Source organism: Bacillus sp. FSL K6-0972, assembly GCF_037976035.1.
Classification (GTDB): domain Bacteria; phylum Bacillota; class Bacilli; order Bacillales; family Bacillaceae; genus Bacillus; species Bacillus haynesii.
This window is the reverse complement of record NZ_CP150260.1, coordinates 2,029,512-2,046,413: the sequence shown is the minus strand read 5'-3', so window position 1 is coordinate 2,046,413 and position 16,902 is coordinate 2,029,512. Positions and strand designations below refer to the sequence as shown.

The 16,902-nt window shown below is 45.3% G+C and carries 13 protein-coding genes and 1 pseudogene; 12 read left to right on the top strand and 2 right to left on the bottom strand.

Going from position 1 to position 16,902, the window contains the following annotated elements; all coding sequences use genetic code 11:
• Window positions 1–15: 15 nt before the first annotated feature.
• From MKX80_RS10425 to MKX80_RS10385, 9 genes are all read left to right on the top strand, one after another.
• Entirely contained in the window at window positions 16–1,959 is a 1,944-nt protein-coding gene (locus MKX80_RS10425; RefSeq protein ID WP_182070593.1) for a PTS fructose transporter subunit IIABC, read from the top strand.
• A gap of 18 nt (window positions 1,960–1,977) precedes the next feature.
• Entirely contained in the window at window positions 1,978–2,931 is a 954-nt protein-coding gene (gene manA, locus MKX80_RS10420) for a mannose-6-phosphate isomerase, class I (RefSeq protein WP_268310451.1), read from the top strand.
• 459 nt (window positions 2,932–3,390) lie between these two features.
• Window positions 3,391–5,106 carry an acyl-CoA dehydrogenase family protein gene (locus MKX80_RS10415; RefSeq protein ID WP_268332861.1) on the top strand — a complete coding sequence of 572 codons (1,716 nt, stop codon included), beginning with the start codon at window positions 3,391–3,393 and terminating at the stop codon, window positions 5,104–5,106.
• A 15-nt stretch (window positions 5,107–5,121) separates the two neighbouring features.
• Window positions 5,122–6,009 (top strand): NAD(P)-dependent oxidoreductase, encoded by an 888-nt coding sequence (locus tag MKX80_RS10410; protein WP_268324019.1) that lies wholly within the window; start codon window positions 5,122–5,124, stop codon window positions 6,007–6,009.
• 18 nt (window positions 6,010–6,027) lie between these two features.
• A complete protein-coding gene (locus MKX80_RS10405) occupies window positions 6,028–7,482 on the top strand; it encodes a CoA-acylating methylmalonate-semialdehyde dehydrogenase (protein ID WP_182070596.1) in 1,455 nt (484 codons plus the stop codon).
• Between the two features lie 82 nt (window positions 7,483–7,564).
• On the top strand, window positions 7,565–8,350 hold the full coding sequence (locus MKX80_RS10400) for an enoyl-CoA hydratase-related protein (protein ID WP_154995050.1): 786 nt from the start codon (window positions 7,565–7,567) through the stop codon (window positions 8,348–8,350).
• A gap of 15 nt (window positions 8,351–8,365) precedes the next feature.
• Window positions 8,366–9,427 (top strand): enoyl-CoA hydratase/isomerase family protein, encoded by a 1,062-nt coding sequence (locus MKX80_RS10395; RefSeq protein ID WP_268343199.1) that lies wholly within the window; start codon window positions 8,366–8,368, stop codon window positions 9,425–9,427.
• A gap of 115 nt (window positions 9,428–9,542) precedes the next feature.
• Entirely contained in the window at window positions 9,543–9,950 is a 408-nt protein-coding gene (locus MKX80_RS10390; protein WP_244958283.1) for a hypothetical protein, read from the top strand.
• 226 nt (window positions 9,951–10,176) lie between these two features.
• A complete protein-coding gene (locus MKX80_RS10385) occupies window positions 10,177–11,277 on the top strand; it encodes an MBL fold metallo-hydrolase (RefSeq protein ID WP_154995181.1) in 1,101 nt (366 codons plus the stop codon).
• A gap of 358 nt (window positions 11,278–11,635) precedes the next feature.
• On the opposite strand, the gene MKX80_RS10380 is transcribed toward MKX80_RS10385, so the two are convergent.
• Window positions 11,636–12,172: a hypothetical protein gene (locus MKX80_RS10380; protein ID WP_154995054.1), complete on the bottom strand. Its 537-nt coding sequence runs from the start codon at window positions 12,170–12,172 to the stop codon at window positions 11,636–11,638.
• A gap of 15 nt (window positions 12,173–12,187) precedes the next feature.
• A complete protein-coding gene (locus MKX80_RS10375; protein ID WP_154995056.1) occupies window positions 12,188–12,433 on the bottom strand; it encodes a hypothetical protein in 246 nt (81 codons plus the stop codon).
• A gap of 571 nt (window positions 12,434–13,004) precedes the next feature.
• Between MKX80_RS10375 and MKX80_RS10370 the strand changes: the two are divergent.
• The 3 genes and pseudogenes from MKX80_RS10370 to MKX80_RS10360 all read left to right on the top strand — a co-directional run.
• Window positions 13,005–13,355: pseudogene (locus MKX80_RS10370) on the top strand (zinc-binding dehydrogenase); the annotation flags it as partial.
• A 555-nt stretch (window positions 13,356–13,910) separates the two neighbouring features.
• The gene (brnQ, locus tag MKX80_RS10365) at window positions 13,911–15,257 is read left to right on the top strand and encodes a branched-chain amino acid transport system II carrier protein (RefSeq protein WP_216928801.1); all 1,347 of its coding nucleotides are present in this window, start codon (window positions 13,911–13,913) and stop codon (window positions 15,255–15,257) included.
• A 177-nt stretch (window positions 15,258–15,434) separates the two neighbouring features.
• Window positions 15,435–16,841, top strand: a complete 1,407-nt coding sequence (locus tag MKX80_RS10360; protein ID WP_268546863.1) for a right-handed parallel beta-helix repeat-containing protein — start codon at window positions 15,435–15,437, stop codon at window positions 16,839–16,841.
• Window positions 16,842–16,902: the final 61 nt, after the last annotated feature.

Here is a 16,902-nt window from a genome sequence, read left to right as displayed (position 1 = left end):
AGAAGGAGGATTCGCATGAAACTGTTAGCGATTACATCATGTCCAAACGGAATTGCCCATACGTATATGGCTGCGGAAAATTTGCAAAAAGCGGCCGAGCGAATGGGCGTTCAAATGAAAGTCGAAACACAAGGCGGCATCGGGGTGGAAAATGAGCTGACCGAGCAGGAAATCCGCGAGGCAGACGCGATTATTATTGCCGCAGACCGCTCGGTCAACAAAGACCGTTTTATAGGAAAAAAACTTCTGGCTGTCGGTGTTCAGGAAGGCATCCGAAAACCGGAAGAATTGATACAAAAAGCGATCAATGGCGATATACCTGTCTATCGTCCGGCTGCGAAAACGGAAGCTTCCGCTCAAACTGAGAAAAAGCAAAATCCGATTTACCGGCATTTAATGAACGGTGTATCGTTTATGGTTCCTTTCATTGTCGTCGGCGGATTATTGATTGCGGTCGCATTGACGCTTGGGGGTGAAAAGACGCCGAAAGGGTTAGTGATCCCTGATGATTCTTTTTGGAAAACGATTGAGCAAATCGGAGCTGCCTCATTCTCATTCATGATCCCGATTTTAGCCGGTTATATTGCCTACAGCATCGCGGATAAACCGGGGCTTGTGCCGGGAATGATCGGCGGATATATTGCAGCGACGGGAAGCTTTTACGGAAGCGGGAGCGGTGCAGGGTTCCTCGGTGGCATTATCGCGGGCTTTTTAGCCGGATATGCAGCACTGGCCATCAAAAAATTAAAAGTGCCAAAAGCCATTCAGCCGATCATGCCAATCATCGTGATCCCGGTGGTTTCCTCGCTCATTGTCGGCTTGGCGTTCGTATTGCTGATCGGCGCGCCTGTCGCGCAAATCTTTGAATCATTGACGGTTTGGCTGGCTGGTATGCAGGGCTCAAGCTCGATTCTTCTGGCATTAATTTTAGGGGCGATGATTTCGTTTGATATGGGCGGCCCCGTCAATAAAGTGGCATTCTTGTTTGGTTCTGCCATGATCGGTGAAGGAAACTATGAAATTATGGGTCCGATCGCCGTTGCCATTTGTATTCCTCCGATCGGGCTTGGCATTGCAACGTTTTTAGGAAAAAGAAAATTTCAGGCGCAAGAAAGAGAAATGGGAAAAGCAGCATTTACAATGGGATTATTCGGCATTACTGAAGGCGCTATACCGTTTGCTGCACAGGACCCGCTTCGCGTCATACCAAGTATTATGGCGGGTTCAATGACAGGTTCCGTGATCGCCATGATCGGTCATGTAGGGGACAGAGTCGCCCACGGCGGACCGATCGTAGCGGTGCTTGGCGCTGTCGATCATGTGTTGATGTTCTTTATCGCCGTTATTGCCGGATCTCTGGTCACCGCTCTTTTGGTCAATGTGCTCAAAAAAGAGGTCACAGCTGCACCCGCAGGAGTAAGTGAAGCTGCTGCAGCGAATGACATTCCGCAGCCGAACATCGAAATCGAAGCAAAAAGCAAAAAATCCGACATGCCGGAAATCAAAAAGCTCACAGACATCATCGATACGGAACTGATCGAACCGCATTTATCAGGGGATACGAGAGACGACATTATCGATGAAATGATTCAAAAATTGGCCCGGAAAGGCGCACTGCATTCGGAAAGCGAATTTAAACAAGCGATCATGAATCGCGAACAAGAGGGGACAACGGCGATCGGCATGAATATCGCGATCCCGCACGGGAAGTCTGACGCCGTCAAGAAGCCGAGTGTAGCATTCGGCATTAAACGTTCGGGCGTCGACTGGAAGAGTCTTGACGGAACTGACGCCAAACTGATTTTTATGATCGCCGTCCCGAAAGAAAGCGGAGGAAACGAGCATCTGAAGCTTCTGCAAATGCTCTCCAGAAAACTGATGGATGACACCTACCGGGACAAGCTTCTCTCTGCCCAAACAAAAGAAGAAGCATACAAACTTCTGGATGAAATCATCTAAAAAAGGGGGACGCCTGTCATGACTGAACCATTATTTTTCGAGCCTGTTTTTAAAGAAAGAATATGGGGCGGCACAGCTTTAGCCTCTTTCGGCTATGAGATTCCATCAGAACAAACGGGGGAGTGCTGGGCTTTCGCCGCACATCAAAATGGACAAAGCGTCGTAAAAAACGGCTTGTATAAAGGGCTCACACTCAGCGAATTATGGAATGAACACCGTCATTTATTCGGACATATAAAGGGAGACCGCTTTCCTCTTCTGACAAAAATTTTGGACGCCGACCAAGACCTATCCGTACAAGTGCATCCAAACGATGAATATGCAAAGCTGCACGAAAACGGGGAGCTTGGAAAAACGGAATGCTGGTATATCATTGATTGCAAAGAAGATGCGGAGATCATTTACGGCCACCATGCCAAGACGCGCGAAGAAATGGTCTCAATGATCGAACACGGAAAATGGAATGAGCTTTTGCGCCGCGTCAAAGTGAAGCCGGGAGATTTCTTCTATGTGCCGAGCGGAACCGTCCATGCGATCGGAAAAGGCATTTTGATTTTGGAGACGCAGCAGAATTCAGACACAACCTACAGACTATATGATTATGACAGAAAAGATGCTGAAGGAAACCTGCGCGAGCTCCATTTGCAAAAAAGCATAGAAGTGATCGATGTCCCGTCTTCGCCTGATCGCGAAACTGTTCAATATGAAACATCGGGTGCTGTCAAGACTGCCGCACTGATTGAGTGTCCATATTTCTCAGTAGAAAAATGGAATGTAAAAGGATCGGCCTGTTTCAAACAGGATAAACCGTTTCTTCTTGTCAGCGCTATAGAAGGGGAAGGGCGCATCGCGGCTGGCGGCCATGACTTTTCTTTTAAAAAAGGAGATCACATGCTACTGCCTGCGGGCTTTGGAGAATTTACGCTCGCCGGCCATGCAGAATGTATCGTTTCAAGCTTGTCAATCGAATAAGCGATCAATGGTACCCTTTCTGAACAGACCATCAAAACGATGGTCTGTTTTATTTTTGCGAAAAAAGAATGCCGGCTTGCCAAAACGCGTTCACCACAAGGCTGACAATGCATATTCCCAAGCTTCACAAGTAAAATAGAGTAAACCAAAAAAACATTTGGAAATCTTCCAATTATTTGATAAGCTGATATTAAAAGCTTCATATCTTAAACATCAGCTGCACTGCCCAGGGCTTTTCGCGGAACAGCTGCTTCATGAAACAAAAAGCGGTTCTATGTTCCGGCGACAGGCAAAAGAAAAGCCTGCTAAATGACCGAAACAACCGTGCCCTTCATAATTGGTTGGTCCTTATCTGGATGAGAAAATTGACGATGATTCGTATCAGGAAAAATGTAAGCGGATTCATCGTCTTTTTATCTCGGTTTATCACTCTATTTAGCGGAAGCGAGGAGGAAAGCAATGGGGAAAGCAAAACTTCGATGGAATGAACCCTTGATTTCTCAACACGAATCGGCTGCTGAAGGATTTACGCCGGAAGATTTCACAGAGGAAGAGCAACTGATTTCAAAAACGACAGAATCATTTGTCAAAAACGAAGTCATGCCCCTTCTTGAATCGATCGATCAGCAGGATCACGAAAGCGTGAAAAAATTGTTTCAAAAAGCGGGAGAGCTCGGCTTACTCAGTATCGAAGTTCCGGAGGAATACGGCGGCCTTTCACTCAGCAAGAAGCTTTCCGGGTTAGTCGCAGAGAAAATGGGAGCCGGCGGATCGTTCAGCGTCTCCTTTAATATTCATGCGGGAGTCGGGACATTGCCGTATATTTATTATGGAACAGAAGAACAAAAACGAAAATACCTTTCGAAACTGGCATCAGGCGAATGGATCGGAGCATATGCTCTGACAGAGCCGGGCGCAGGTTCGGATGCTTTAAACGCAAAGACAACGGCCGTCTTGAATGGGGATGGAACAGCCTGGATTTTAAATGGGGAAAAACAATGGATTACGAACGCGCAAGTAGCTGATGTATATGTTGTCTTTGCAAAAACGGCGGAAGGCATGACAGCATTTATCGTCGAACGTTCGTTTAAAGGCGTTTCCATCGGACCTGAAGAGAAGAAGATGGGAATCAAAGGGTCTTCGACAGCAACCTTAATCCTGGAGGAAGTCGAGGTGCCGAGCAACAATGTTCTAGGTCATGTCGGGAAAGGACATCATGTCGCATTGAACATTTTAAACATGGCCCGCTTAAAGCTCGCGTTTTCGAACATTGGAATGGCAAAACAAGCATTGAACCTTGCCGTTAGCTACGCTAAACAACGCAAACAATTTCACAAGCCGATCATCGGTTTTTCAATGATTCAAGAAAAGATTGCCGACATGGCGATTTCGATTTTCGGCGCGGAAAGCGCTGCTTACAGAACGGCAGATGGCTTGGACAATGTTTTAGATTCGGCTGAGCCATTAGACGATAGACTGAGAGAACTGGCAAACTATGCATCCGAATGTGCGATCAATAAAGTTCACTGTTCCGAAATACTCGACCGGATTGCAGACGAGGCGGTGCAGATTCATGGCGGCTACGGATACATGCAGGAGTACGAAGTCGAACGATTGTACCGGGATGCACGGATCAGCCGGATTTTTGAGGGGACAAACGAGATAAACCGCTTGACGATCGCCAAACTGATGATGAAAGAAGCGCAGCAAAACGGCATCTCAGAGCAGGAAGCTCAATTAAGCAGCAAGGGGAACCGAAACCGGCGGTTTATTCAGCTGTCCAACAGGCTTTTCGGCAAAACATTAAAAGCGCTTATACGCTCTCGCGTGAACATTCAGGAGGAGCAGGAATACGCCCGGCTTCTCGCCGACATGAAAAAAGAAATCTATGTGATGGAATCCGTCGCCCGCCGGACTGAAAAAGCACTCCAAAGAAGCGGAAGCGAAAAAGCACGGTTGAAAGAAATGATGACGAACGTCATTTGTGAAGAAGGCTTCCGCAGAATCGAAGAGATGGCGGTGACCGCCTTATCAGGCATAGCATCTGATGAAGCCGAAAGAAAGCTCGCATTTGAAGAGGCTCGCAGCCTTCCTTTGCCCCTTTTCAGCAATCTGTTTGCTCAAAAACGCGAAATCGCAGAGAAAATAGCGGCTCATGAAAAATATACGGTGTGATCGGAGGGAAACTGTGTGAAAAAAATCGGATTTATCGGTTTGGGCAATATGGGTCTGCCCATGTCTAAAAATTTGCTTCAGGAGAACTTTACGGTGTATGGAACGGACCTGAACAAAGAAGCTGAATTGGCCTTGCATCATGCAGGGGGAACAATCGGGATTTCAGTTGAAAAGATGGTTGATGAGTGTGACGCCATCCTGACAAGCCTTCCTTCATCAAACGCTGCAGAGGAGGTTTTTCTGGGGAAAAAGGGGCTCGTACACCTGGCTGGACCAGGCGTCCTCCTGATCGATACAAGCACGGTCGCTCCTGAACTGAATATCCGGATTGCGGAGGGAGCGAAAAGAAAAGGGATCGATTTTCTTGCGGCGCCGGTCAGCGGCGGTGTGATCGGGGCGGTCAACCGGACGCTTACCTTTATGGTCGGGGGTCCGAAGTCCGTTTTTAATAAAGCGTTGCCTGTTTTCAACGCATTGGGTGAGAATATTTTTCATGTGAACGAAAACATCGACAGCGGAACGAATACGAAGCTGATCAACAACCTCTTAATCGGTTTTTATACAGCAGGCGTCAGTGAAGCCCTGCACCTTGCCAAAAACAGCAATCTGGATCTCGACCAATTGTTTGAGATGCTGAACGTCAGCTATGGGCAGAGCCGGATCTATGAGCGCAACTATAAAAGTTTCATAGCGAATGAAAACTATGAACCTGGCTTTTCTTTGAAGCTGCTGCTGAAAGACCTTGGCTTTGCACTGGATTTGGCTGAGAAAAACGAGGTTGAACTGCCGGTGAGCAAGATTCTCTTCGGCATTTATGAAGACGCCGATCAGAACGGATACGGCGACAAAGATATGTCTGTTTTATACAAAAAAATAAGCGAACAAAAGACAACTTATCAGTAAGGAGAGGTGAGAAAGCAAATGATCACAACCAATGCAAAAAAAATGATGAACCATATCGACGGGAAATGGGTGAATTCTCTAGGTACGGAATCTGAAGAAGTCGTCAATCCTGCAAACGGAAACGTCATCGCTTATGCGCCTCTATCTGTGAGAGCGGATGTAGATCGTGCCGTGCAGGCTGCCAAGCACGCTTATCAGACCTGGTCGCTTGTGCCTGTCCCCAATCGGGCAAGACTTTTATACAAATATTTGCAGCTTCTTCAAGAGCAAAAAGAACAATTGGCAGACATCATTACGGCGGAAAACGGCAAAACGTTAAAAGACGCCCGAGGCGAAGTGCAACGAGGAATCGAAGTTGTTGAGCTTGCGACAGCCACACCTACTTTAATGATGGGAGAATCCCTGCCCACAATAGCAGGGGGCATCGATGGATCGATTTGGCGCTATCCTTTAGGGGTCGTCGCCGGTATTACGCCGTTTAACTTTCCAATGATGGTTCCTCTGTGGATGTTTCCGCTCGCCATCGCCTGCGGAAACACGTTCGTCCTGAAACCTTCGGAACGGACTCCCATTCTTGCCGGGAAGCTTGTTGAGCTGTTCTATGAAGCCGGGTTTCCAAAAGGTGTGTTAAACCTCGTCCATGGAGGAAAGGATGTTGTAAACGGAATATTGGAGAACGATGATATTAAAGCCGTCTCCTTCGTTGGTTCAGAACCGGTCGCAAAATATGTGTATCAAACAGGCACAGCTAACGGGAAACGCGTTCAGGCGCTTGCCGGCGCTAAAAACCATGCGATTGTTATGCCGGATTGCCATCTTGAAAAGTCGGTTCAAGGCATCATCGGGGCGGCATTCGGAAGCAGCGGGGAACGCTGTATGGCCTGCTCCGTTGCGGCGGTGGTTGATGACATCGCCGATGACTTCATGGAAATGCTCGTCTCTGAAACACGGAAGCTGAAGACAGGAGACGGGAGATCCGAGGATCACTTTGTCGGTCCGCTGATCCGCGAAGTCCATAAACAACGCGTCCTTGACTATATCGACACAGGAATTAAAGAAGGGGCAGCACTCGCCGTGGACGGCCGCAATCCGGATGTTCAGGAAGGATACTTTGTGGGAGCCACGATTTTCGATCATGTGACATCGGAGATGAAAATCTGGCAGGACGAAATCTTCGCACCGGTCTTGAGCGTTGTCCGTGTACAAGACCTTGATGAGGGGATCGAGCTCGCCAATCAATCGAAGTTTGCCAACGGCGCTGTCATCTACACATCGAGCGGGAAAAGCGCCCAGCAGTTCCGCGATAAAATTGATGCCGGAATGATCGGCGTCAATGTCAACGTACCGGCTCCGATGGCGTTCTTCTCCTTCGCAGGGAACAAAGCCTCTTTCTATGGAGATCTTGGGACAAACGGAAAGGACGGCGTCCAGTTTTACACGCGTAAAAAGGTCGTCACCGAACGCTGGTTCTAATCTTGAACATAAGGCTCCCTCTCATGCACAACTGATTTTTTTTCAGAGGGGCCTTTTTTATTTAAACAGGGAGGGATCAATATTGAACTTGAAATATGCCACACTTAAAACAGAACATGGCATCACAACCGTCACGTTGAACAATCCGCCGGCAAATACACTCTCTTCTTCCTGTATCACCGAATTGCGTTCTCTTTTTCGGGAATTGGCCCGTGACGAGGAGACAAAAGCGATCATTATCACAGGAGAAGGCCGCTTTTTTGTGGCGGGAGCGGATATTAAAGAATTCGTTTCAAAACTTGGGGACCAAAAACAAGGATTGGCGCTCGCACAAGGTGGCCAGGCGCTCTGCGATGAAATCGAAGCTTCCAAAAAACCCGTCATTGCGGCGATAAACGGACCGGCTCTTGGCGGAGGCCTGGAACTCGCGATGAGCTGCCACTTCAGAATCGTATCAGACGATGCAACAGTCGGTCTTCCCGAATTAAAGCTCGGCTTGATTCCAGCGTTTGGTGGTACACAGCGGCTTCGCAACATAACGGACACAGCTACAGCACTCGACCTTATCCTGACGGGCCGATCGCTTTCAGCTCAAGAGGCGGTAGAGCTGAAAATTGCACAGATGGCCGTAAAGGGAGAGGAACTGATGAAGACGGCAGCACGTGTCGCTTTGTCCTTTATCGAAGGAAAAAGCATGACCAGCGTGAGGCGCGCCGTCGAATGTGTCGTACAGGGTGCCAGCGAAAGCATGGAACAAGCACTGGAGAGGGAGCGAAACAGATTCGCCGAGCTGTTTGTCACTTCAGATGCCAAAGAAGGAATTCACGCATTTGTCGAAAAGCGCAAACCAGACTTTCATCATTCATAAAAGGAGTGGATCAAGATGTCCGATGAAGTGCTGTTTTCCGTCAATCAAAACGGCGCCGCAGCGATTGTTCTGAATCGCCCGAAAGCGCTCAACTCACTCACATACGACATGGTCCGTCTGATTGGTGAAAAGTTAAAAGAGTGGGAGACAGATCAAAACGTTTCTATCGTGGTCATCAAAGGTGCAGGACCAAAAGGACTATGTGCCGGAGGGGATATTAAGGCACTCTATGAAGCTCGTTCGTCAAAACAGGCCCTGCAAGATGCCGAGCGCTTTTTTGAAACAGAGTACGAAGTCGATATGGCAGTCCATCGATTTTCGAAACCGATCATCGCCTGCTTGGACGGGATCGTCATGGGGGGAGGCGTCGGCCTGACATACGGGGCCAGCCACCGAATCGTCACGGAGAGGACAAAATGGGCGATGCCTGAAATGAATATCGGTTTCTTTCCGGATGTCGGCGCAGCCTATTTTTTAAACAAAGCCCCGGGCCGCTTAGGGCGGTATCTTGGATTAACAGCGTCTGTCATCCATGCAGCCGACGTGCTGTATATCAATGGGGCAGACGCCTACATGGAGAGCGGCGCTTTAGAACGATTGCTCCAAACAGTGGAACAAACCGATTGGCGCCTTGCAAGCGTTGAAGAAAAGCTCGATCAGCTGATCCGCGAATCGAAAACGGAGCCCTCCCAGGAGAGCACGCTCGCCCGTGATCAGCAAGCGATTGACCGTCATTTTAAGTATGATAAGCTGGAAGAGATCCTTCAATCGCTCGAAAGCGAGGGAAGCACCTTTAGCTCGAATGTGAAAAAAACGATGCTTTCCAAATCGCCATTTTCATTAAAAATCACATTGAAACAGCTGGCGGACGGACGTCAAAAAACACTGGAAGAATGCTTTGCCACGGATCTGGTGCTGGCAAAGAACTTTTTGAAGCACAATGATTTCTTCGAAGGCGTCAGGTCCGTCCTGATCGACCGTGATCAATCACCGAACTATAAGTACCGGCACGTTTCAGATGTAACCGATGAAGCGGTGGACCGGTTTTTCCAACCCTCTGAATCTGTCCGGTTTTAAAAGCGGGAGCTGACCATTAATGTCAGCTCTTTTTTTGTAAGCGTCTTATGGAAGAGGTATATATTTCTATCTGGAGAATATGTATACTAACAATATTTGGTTGGAGGCTGACAATATGAAGATCGGGAAATTAAGCAAGTATTTCTTGTCACTTGCCATTGCCCTCGCGACGATTCTGTCCTTTCATGCCATCTCTGTAAATGCTGCATCAGTTGGTACCATTAAACCAAGCGAATGCTCAACTCACATCCTCACCGTATACGACGAAACTGTCGGCATTGACGGTTCCGGCCGTGCACATTTCTATTGCGGCAGTATAAATGGAGGTCCTCAAATTGAATTTTCGAACGACGATTTAGAGGTTGCGGTCGATGATCCCTTTATTCTTCATGCATTTGCTAATCCGATCTTGAACTCGGTAGACTATAAAGGACGCCAAAAGGGAGATGCGGAGGTAACGATTTATTGGAAAAACAAGCCGGAGGGCACCAAATACACATTTTTATTGGTGCAAATCAAATAATTGCTGCATTCCGCATGTAGTGGGTACATGATCGCCCATGAAAAAGAACTCTCCAAATTCGGAGGGTTCTTTACATTTTTATTCATTGTTTGGTTGCGCGTGGTGTCCAACTACGATGGCAATAATCATATCCAGCAGCGTTACACTGGCGATGATGCAGGTATAATCGGTAGAATAAGAGGAAGCAAGAGATCATCCTAAAAAGGAAGGAACAATGAAAAAAATCATGATGTTTTTATTCATTTTTATCATCGTATTATGCGCGGCTGTTTTGTTATTCATCAATTTACACCCCGTGTTTGGGGGCAATCCAAGCAAAGAACAAAAAAAGCTGTATCAAAGCTTTGACAATTATGCCGATGGCAAATTTGTCAACCAAGCTCCGGCAAAGATGGATATGGGCGGAATCTCCGGGGTTCTCTCGATGATGAGAGACGCTGTTTCCGGCGGCAAGGAGCGCAATCCTTCCGGTCAAATCCCTGTTTCTGAGATTGATTGGAACATCGTTAAAAGTAACGAAGACAGCTTAACATGGTTTGGACATTCCGCTTTTTTATTGAGCATCGATCGCAAAAAAATACTCGTAGACCCTATGCTGGGCCCAATTGCTTCACCCGTATCATTTATCGGAAGCAGACGCTACAGCGAAAACATCCTGCATATGGTAAACGATATGCCGCCGATTGACGCCGTCTTGATTACACATGATCATTACGATCACTTAGATTATCCATCCATCTTAAAGCTGAAGGAAAAGGCCGGTCATTTCTTCGTTCCTTACGGAGTCAGCACACACTTGATTCGGTGGGGAGTTGAGAAAGAAAAAATCACGGAACTCAATTGGTGGGATGAAACGGGGTTTCAAGGTTTGACAATAGCCTTGACACCGTCGAAACACTTTTCCGGAAGAGGCATGTTGAATCGAAATACGACCCTGTGGGGCGGCTGGGTCATCCTCGGAAAACATACGCGTTTTTATACGAGCGGTGACGGGGGATATGATGAACACTTTAAGGAAATCGGCAAAAAATACGGCCCTTTCGATATGACATTAATGGAGGGAGGTCAGTATGACAGACGCTGGTCCGAGATTCATATGACACCTGAACAATCTGTACAGGCCCACAAAGATGTAAAAGGAAAGAATATGATGTTGATTCATTGGGGGGCCTTTACCCTCGCATACCACGGCTGGAAAGAGCCGATTGAACGCGCATTGAAAGAGGCCGAGAAAAAAGACGCCAACATGATCGCTCCAGCGATTGGCGAAACGGTTCTGTTAAATGGACAATACTCGCTTCCCGAGTCCTTTTGGTGGGATATGTAAGCAGGTCGTTTATCCGTCTATAAGGCATTCTCTTTGCAAATCTAAAAAAAACCGTTTCCAGCGTAAACTGGTGACGGCTTTTTCTCTGTTTTATTTGACTGCAAATTTTTTAGTCTGCATCCCTTTAATCAATGACTGAATTTTTTTGAAAGAAACTTGATTATGTTAAATATCCAATAGGCAATTGCCCCTGTTACGATGCCATATAATACACTCACTACAAGGATTGCTGTTATAACACTTACATACCCCATAGCTGTTTGTTCTGGTATTACAGCTATATTCCACAAGTGAACTAGAGCAAGCAATCCTGTGATTATACTACTCACCCAAACAAAAATCTTAGACTTGAACAAAACTATTTCACCCTCCCGCTTCTTTCAACTTTTCCTTTGTTATTACAAGTGATTGTGTTTGTGATATGCCATTCCTGTATAATAATATCAAAGCCCTTGAATGCGAATCCTGTAAAAAAATTTCCTTCGGCATAGGCTTGCGCTTTATTGCCTGGAACACTTCTGGTTCCTTTTTTCCAGTTCTCAACTCTCCACAACGATGTTGTCCCTCGTTTATAATATGCAGAAGTCTGATGTGCTCTTGGAGATTTGCCGCCATACGTGAAATATGCGGCATTATGAACCTTAAACAATTCTATTCCAAACATGTTTTTTGCTCTGTAAACTAGCTTATGTTCTTTTGTCCTCGCCTTGACCTGAAACTTGTTTTCATCAATTGGGGTTTCGCTCACTGAAGTAATAAAATAGGTTGGAGAATCAGTAAGGACAAGTTTTATGCCATTTCCTAAATCTTGCTCACTGAAGTTTCCCTCATCAATATTACTCTGTATGTAGTTGTCAATATCTATTGTATCACCGGAGGTTGCATTAGGGAGCACAGTTTTTTCTTTTTTTTAAAAATTTATCAAGTGTTCTTCGTTAACCGGATTATCTTTGAAGTATTGAGTGGAAAATTCATCTGCTTCATCATCGTTTTTAGGAGATAGTTTTTTCATAGATTGTATGAATTCTTCTTGAGTTTTCAATATTACTTCCTTTGCCACAACATATTTGTCTTTCCCCTCTACTGCTGATGCGTAAGGAATCATTGAAAAAATCAGCACGACACCTAAGAACATAGCAACACACTTTTTAAACACAAAACCACTCCTTTGTTTTATGAATCATTACCATGATAACACTTGCAAATTCAAAATCAAGGGTTAATTTACAAAATATTACATTCGAGACCGACATCTATAACCTGTTTTGAGCTTCAACAAATTCATGCTAAAAAAATGATTTCAAAGGGTCTTGCATCACGTTTTTGGTCTGTTCGGATTAATGCCTGTCAAAGACAACAGGCAGGGGCGAAACCCCACATAGCGTCTCTTACTCTCTTACATTAGAATTCAAAAAAACGTCTTAGGACGGCAGGGACGGCGGTTTGGCAGGTAAAATAGTAAGAACAAGCCGGATAGTCTAATACCTCGTTTTGGGTCTGTCCGGCTTGGCGGCATGCCTACACCTGCCAAAACCTTGTCGGTCGGGTAGCTTTATTTTCAATGTATTTACATTCATCTTTCTATTTTCGTGAGGATTGGTGTCTCCAAGAAACCATTATTAGAAAACGAGAATTTGAAGAAGGTGACTTCCTAGTGGTCAAAGAAGATTTCGTTGTCCGCATTCCGGATAACCTAAACTTGGAATAAAAAGGAAAAACTTTCCGTATTCACTGAACTGGCCGGCCGTTTTGACCTCATTTTAAACACGGTGTCCGCCAATCTGGACGTTGATGCATATTTATCGCTTCTTCGTGTAGATGGAACACTTGTTAACGTCGGCGCACCGGCAGAACGGGATCAGTACAGTGTGTTTTCCTTAATTATGGGTCGCCGCAGCATTGCAGGTTCACTTGTCGGCGGCATACGGGAGACACAAGAGATGCTTGATTTCGCTGCTGAACACAGCATAGCTCCGCAAATTGAGGTCATCGGAGCTGACCAAGTAGATGAAGCGTATGAGCGCGTCCTCACAAGTGATGTGCGTTATCGATTCGTGATTGATATCTCTACTTTGTAAATCATATTTAACCCAAAAAAGGCCAGTCATTTTATTTGACTGGCCTTTTTTCTTAGCTTTTGCCCCGCATGACCCGGCAATTTCAGCCGAGCGGATGGACAAACAGCTTCATTCTATATGCCTCCTTGTTCAATAAAGAGCAGAGCACCGAACGGGGAAGCAGCATATGCGACAAAGGAGCGAGGCCGAGGCGTCCTGCCATCAATTAGATTTCCTTACCGCTCTCATAATAACATATACGATGCCGAATACTATTAATACCGAAATGATTGCAGGCCCTAATGGCATTTTACAACCTCCCAAATGTGAATTTCCTTTCCGTTATTATTTTTACATGTTGTAACAAACTTGTAAATCAATTTCAAAGAAAGAGCATGACGCAATTTTTATACGACTAAACCTTTGACAATACGAGCAACAGCTACTATAGTAGGATAGTACTTTTATTTAATATTTACTGATAATTCAGGACATTTATTTTTAAAATTTTTATCGTGCTACACTGCTGACTACTAAAAACGCACCAATAGCTTAACCCGAATCGGAGGACTCATGATGGCAAAAAAAATTCCTTTTTCATTTATCCTAATCATAGGATTAATGCTATTTGCATTATTTTTCGGTGCAGGAAATCTAATTTTCCCGCCTATGCTTGGTCAGATGGCCGGAGAGAATGTATGGACAGCCAATGCAGGATTCTTAGTGACCGGAGTCGGATTGCCATTACTCGCCATTACGGCATTCGTTTTTTCAGGAAAAAATGATTTGCAGTCTCTGGCCAGTCGTGTGCATCCGTTGTTCGGGATTGTATTTACGACGGTTCTCTATTTAGCAATCGGCCCTTTTTTCGCGATTCCCAGATCCGGTAATGTGTCGTTTGAAATAGGGGTTAAACCTTTTTTATCAAATGATGCGGGCCCTGTTGCCTTAATCATATTTACCGTATTATTTTTCACAGTGGCATGCTTGCTGTCCCTGAATCCAACTAAAATTATCGATGTAATCGGAAAATTTCTAACTCCTATTAAATTAACATTTATCGGATTGCTCGTTGTTACGGCTATTCTTCACCCAATCGGAAGCTTTCAAGCTCCGTCTGAAGGATATGCATCACACGTATTTTTTAAAGGGTTTAAAGAAGGTTACTTTACACTTGATGCCCTTGTCGCTTTTGTATTTGGAATCATCATTGTGAACGCAATGAAAGAGAAGGGAGCGGTCTCCAAAAAACAGCTCATGATCGTTTGTGCAAAATCAACGGCGATTGCAGCGGCACTCTTGGCTCTGATCTATTCAGCGCTTTCATATATGGGGGCTTCCAGCGTTGAAAAACTCGGTCTTTTAGAAAATGGAGCCGAGGTTTTGGCAAAGGTTTCATCCTATTATTTCGGACCATATGGTTCCGTTTTTTTGGGCTTAATGATTACGGTAGCATGTCTGACAACAAGTGTGGGACTCATCACAGCATGCTCTTCATTTTTCCACGGCTTGTTTCCAAACATCGCCTATAAAAAAATTGCTGTCATCTTATCAATGTTCAGCACCCTTGTAGCAAATATAGGATTAACACAGCTGATTAACGTTTCAATGCCGGTTTTAACAACTTTGTATCCCATTGCGATTTCTTTAATATTCTTAACATTTTTACATCCCGTATTTAAGGGGAAGAGGGAAGTGTATCAAGGCAGTCTGATATTGACCTTTATCATCAGCCTGTTTGACGGCCTGAATGCTGCCGGACTAAAAATTGCAGCTATTAATCATTTTTTCAATCAGTTTCTCCCGATGTATGACATCGGATTAGGATGGGTGCTTCCGGCGATTTTAGGAGGAATAGGCGGCTATCTCATTCATAGACTGCGGACGAAAAATCATACAAGCTACGCGGAAAAGCTGAATTAACTTATAAACATGGAGGCAACCCTGGATGATAGGGTTGCCTTTTTCTTTTCACGGACGATTTTCATTTAAAAATTCCAGGTCGGCTAAATGCTTTCGAATATTTGCGATGGTTTTCCATAAATGGATATTCTATAATTGTATTAGTTTATCCATTTTGAAAAGAAAAGAGAGCTGAGTATGAGAAAATGGTATTTTATTTTATCAGCGTGTATTTTAGTTTCTGTTATCATCGCTTTTGCTTACGATAAGACCGGAGCAAAAGAAGCAGAACCGGCTAACAGCTTGTATGTTTCCCCCGATGGAAATGATCAAAATGAAGGAACGAAAGAAAAGCCGTTTCGAACTCTGGGACATGCAGCAAAAAAAGCTGTCCCTGGCACAACTGTTATGATTCGGGAAGGCACGTATCATGAAACGCTTGATGTGAAGGAGAGCGGGTCGGCTGAAAAGCCTATCACATTTCAAAACTATGAGAATGAAAAAGTCGTCATCAGCGGAGAATCTATTCAGGACGCTGAATATGAAACACCGCTCATTCAGATTCACAATCAACAGTACATCACAATCAGCGGCCTTACGATTCAAGACCTTTCCGTTTCATCGGAAGAAGCAACCGCCATGGGAATTTATGTTTCAGGCTCCAGCAGCCATATTACCATTAAGAACAATCACGTCCGGGATATAAAAACAACAGCGGATGATGGCAATGCCCACGGGATCGCCGTCTATGGCTCCGGCAGCATGAAAGACATCAAGATCGAGGACAATACGGTAGAAAAGCTGACACTCGGGGCGAGTGAAGCGGTTGTGCTGAACGGAAACATTGACGGTTTCACGGTGAGAGGCAATGTGGTTCGCGACAATAACAACATTGGAATTGATCTGATCGGTTATGAAGGAACGGCCGCTCAAAACGATTTTGTCCGCAACGGGACCGTAGAAAACAACACGGTTTACAATAACTCCACTTACGGAAATCCCGCCTATGGGGATGATTACTCTGCGGGCGGAATTTATGTTGACGGAGGACAAAGCATTGACATTAAGAAAAACACGGTCTACGGCAACGATATCGGGATAGAAGCAACGTCTGAACACAAAGGGAAATATGCCGACGATATTCAAATAACCGACAACAAAGTGTATGAGAATGCGTACACGGGCATTTCTATCGGCGGATACGACCAAAAGCGGGGAGGCACCAGCCATTCTGTTATTGCGCACAATATTGTTTACCGCAATGATACAAAGGGGCTGGACGGCGGACAGCTTTTGCTCCAGTATGACACAAAAACCAATAAAATCGAAAAGAACATCATAACGGCAAGCGATTCGCGAATATTTATTGCAAACGATTTTACGAAAAATGAAGGAAACAAAGTGAATCATAACGTTTACCACAAGGAAGCCGGAAAAGACGGCTTATGGATTTGGAAAAAGAATGAATACGACTCGTTTTCGTCGTATCAAAACGCAACAAATCAAGATCATGAGTCGATTTATGCCGATCCGATGTATCGCGACGAGACGTCTTATGACTTTACATTAGATCCGGATTCACCGGCTTGGCCGGTCATTAAATAAATCCATTTGAAAACAGGCTTAATTTACAAAGCGTAGGGAAGTTTCCGGTCGCTTAAGCACT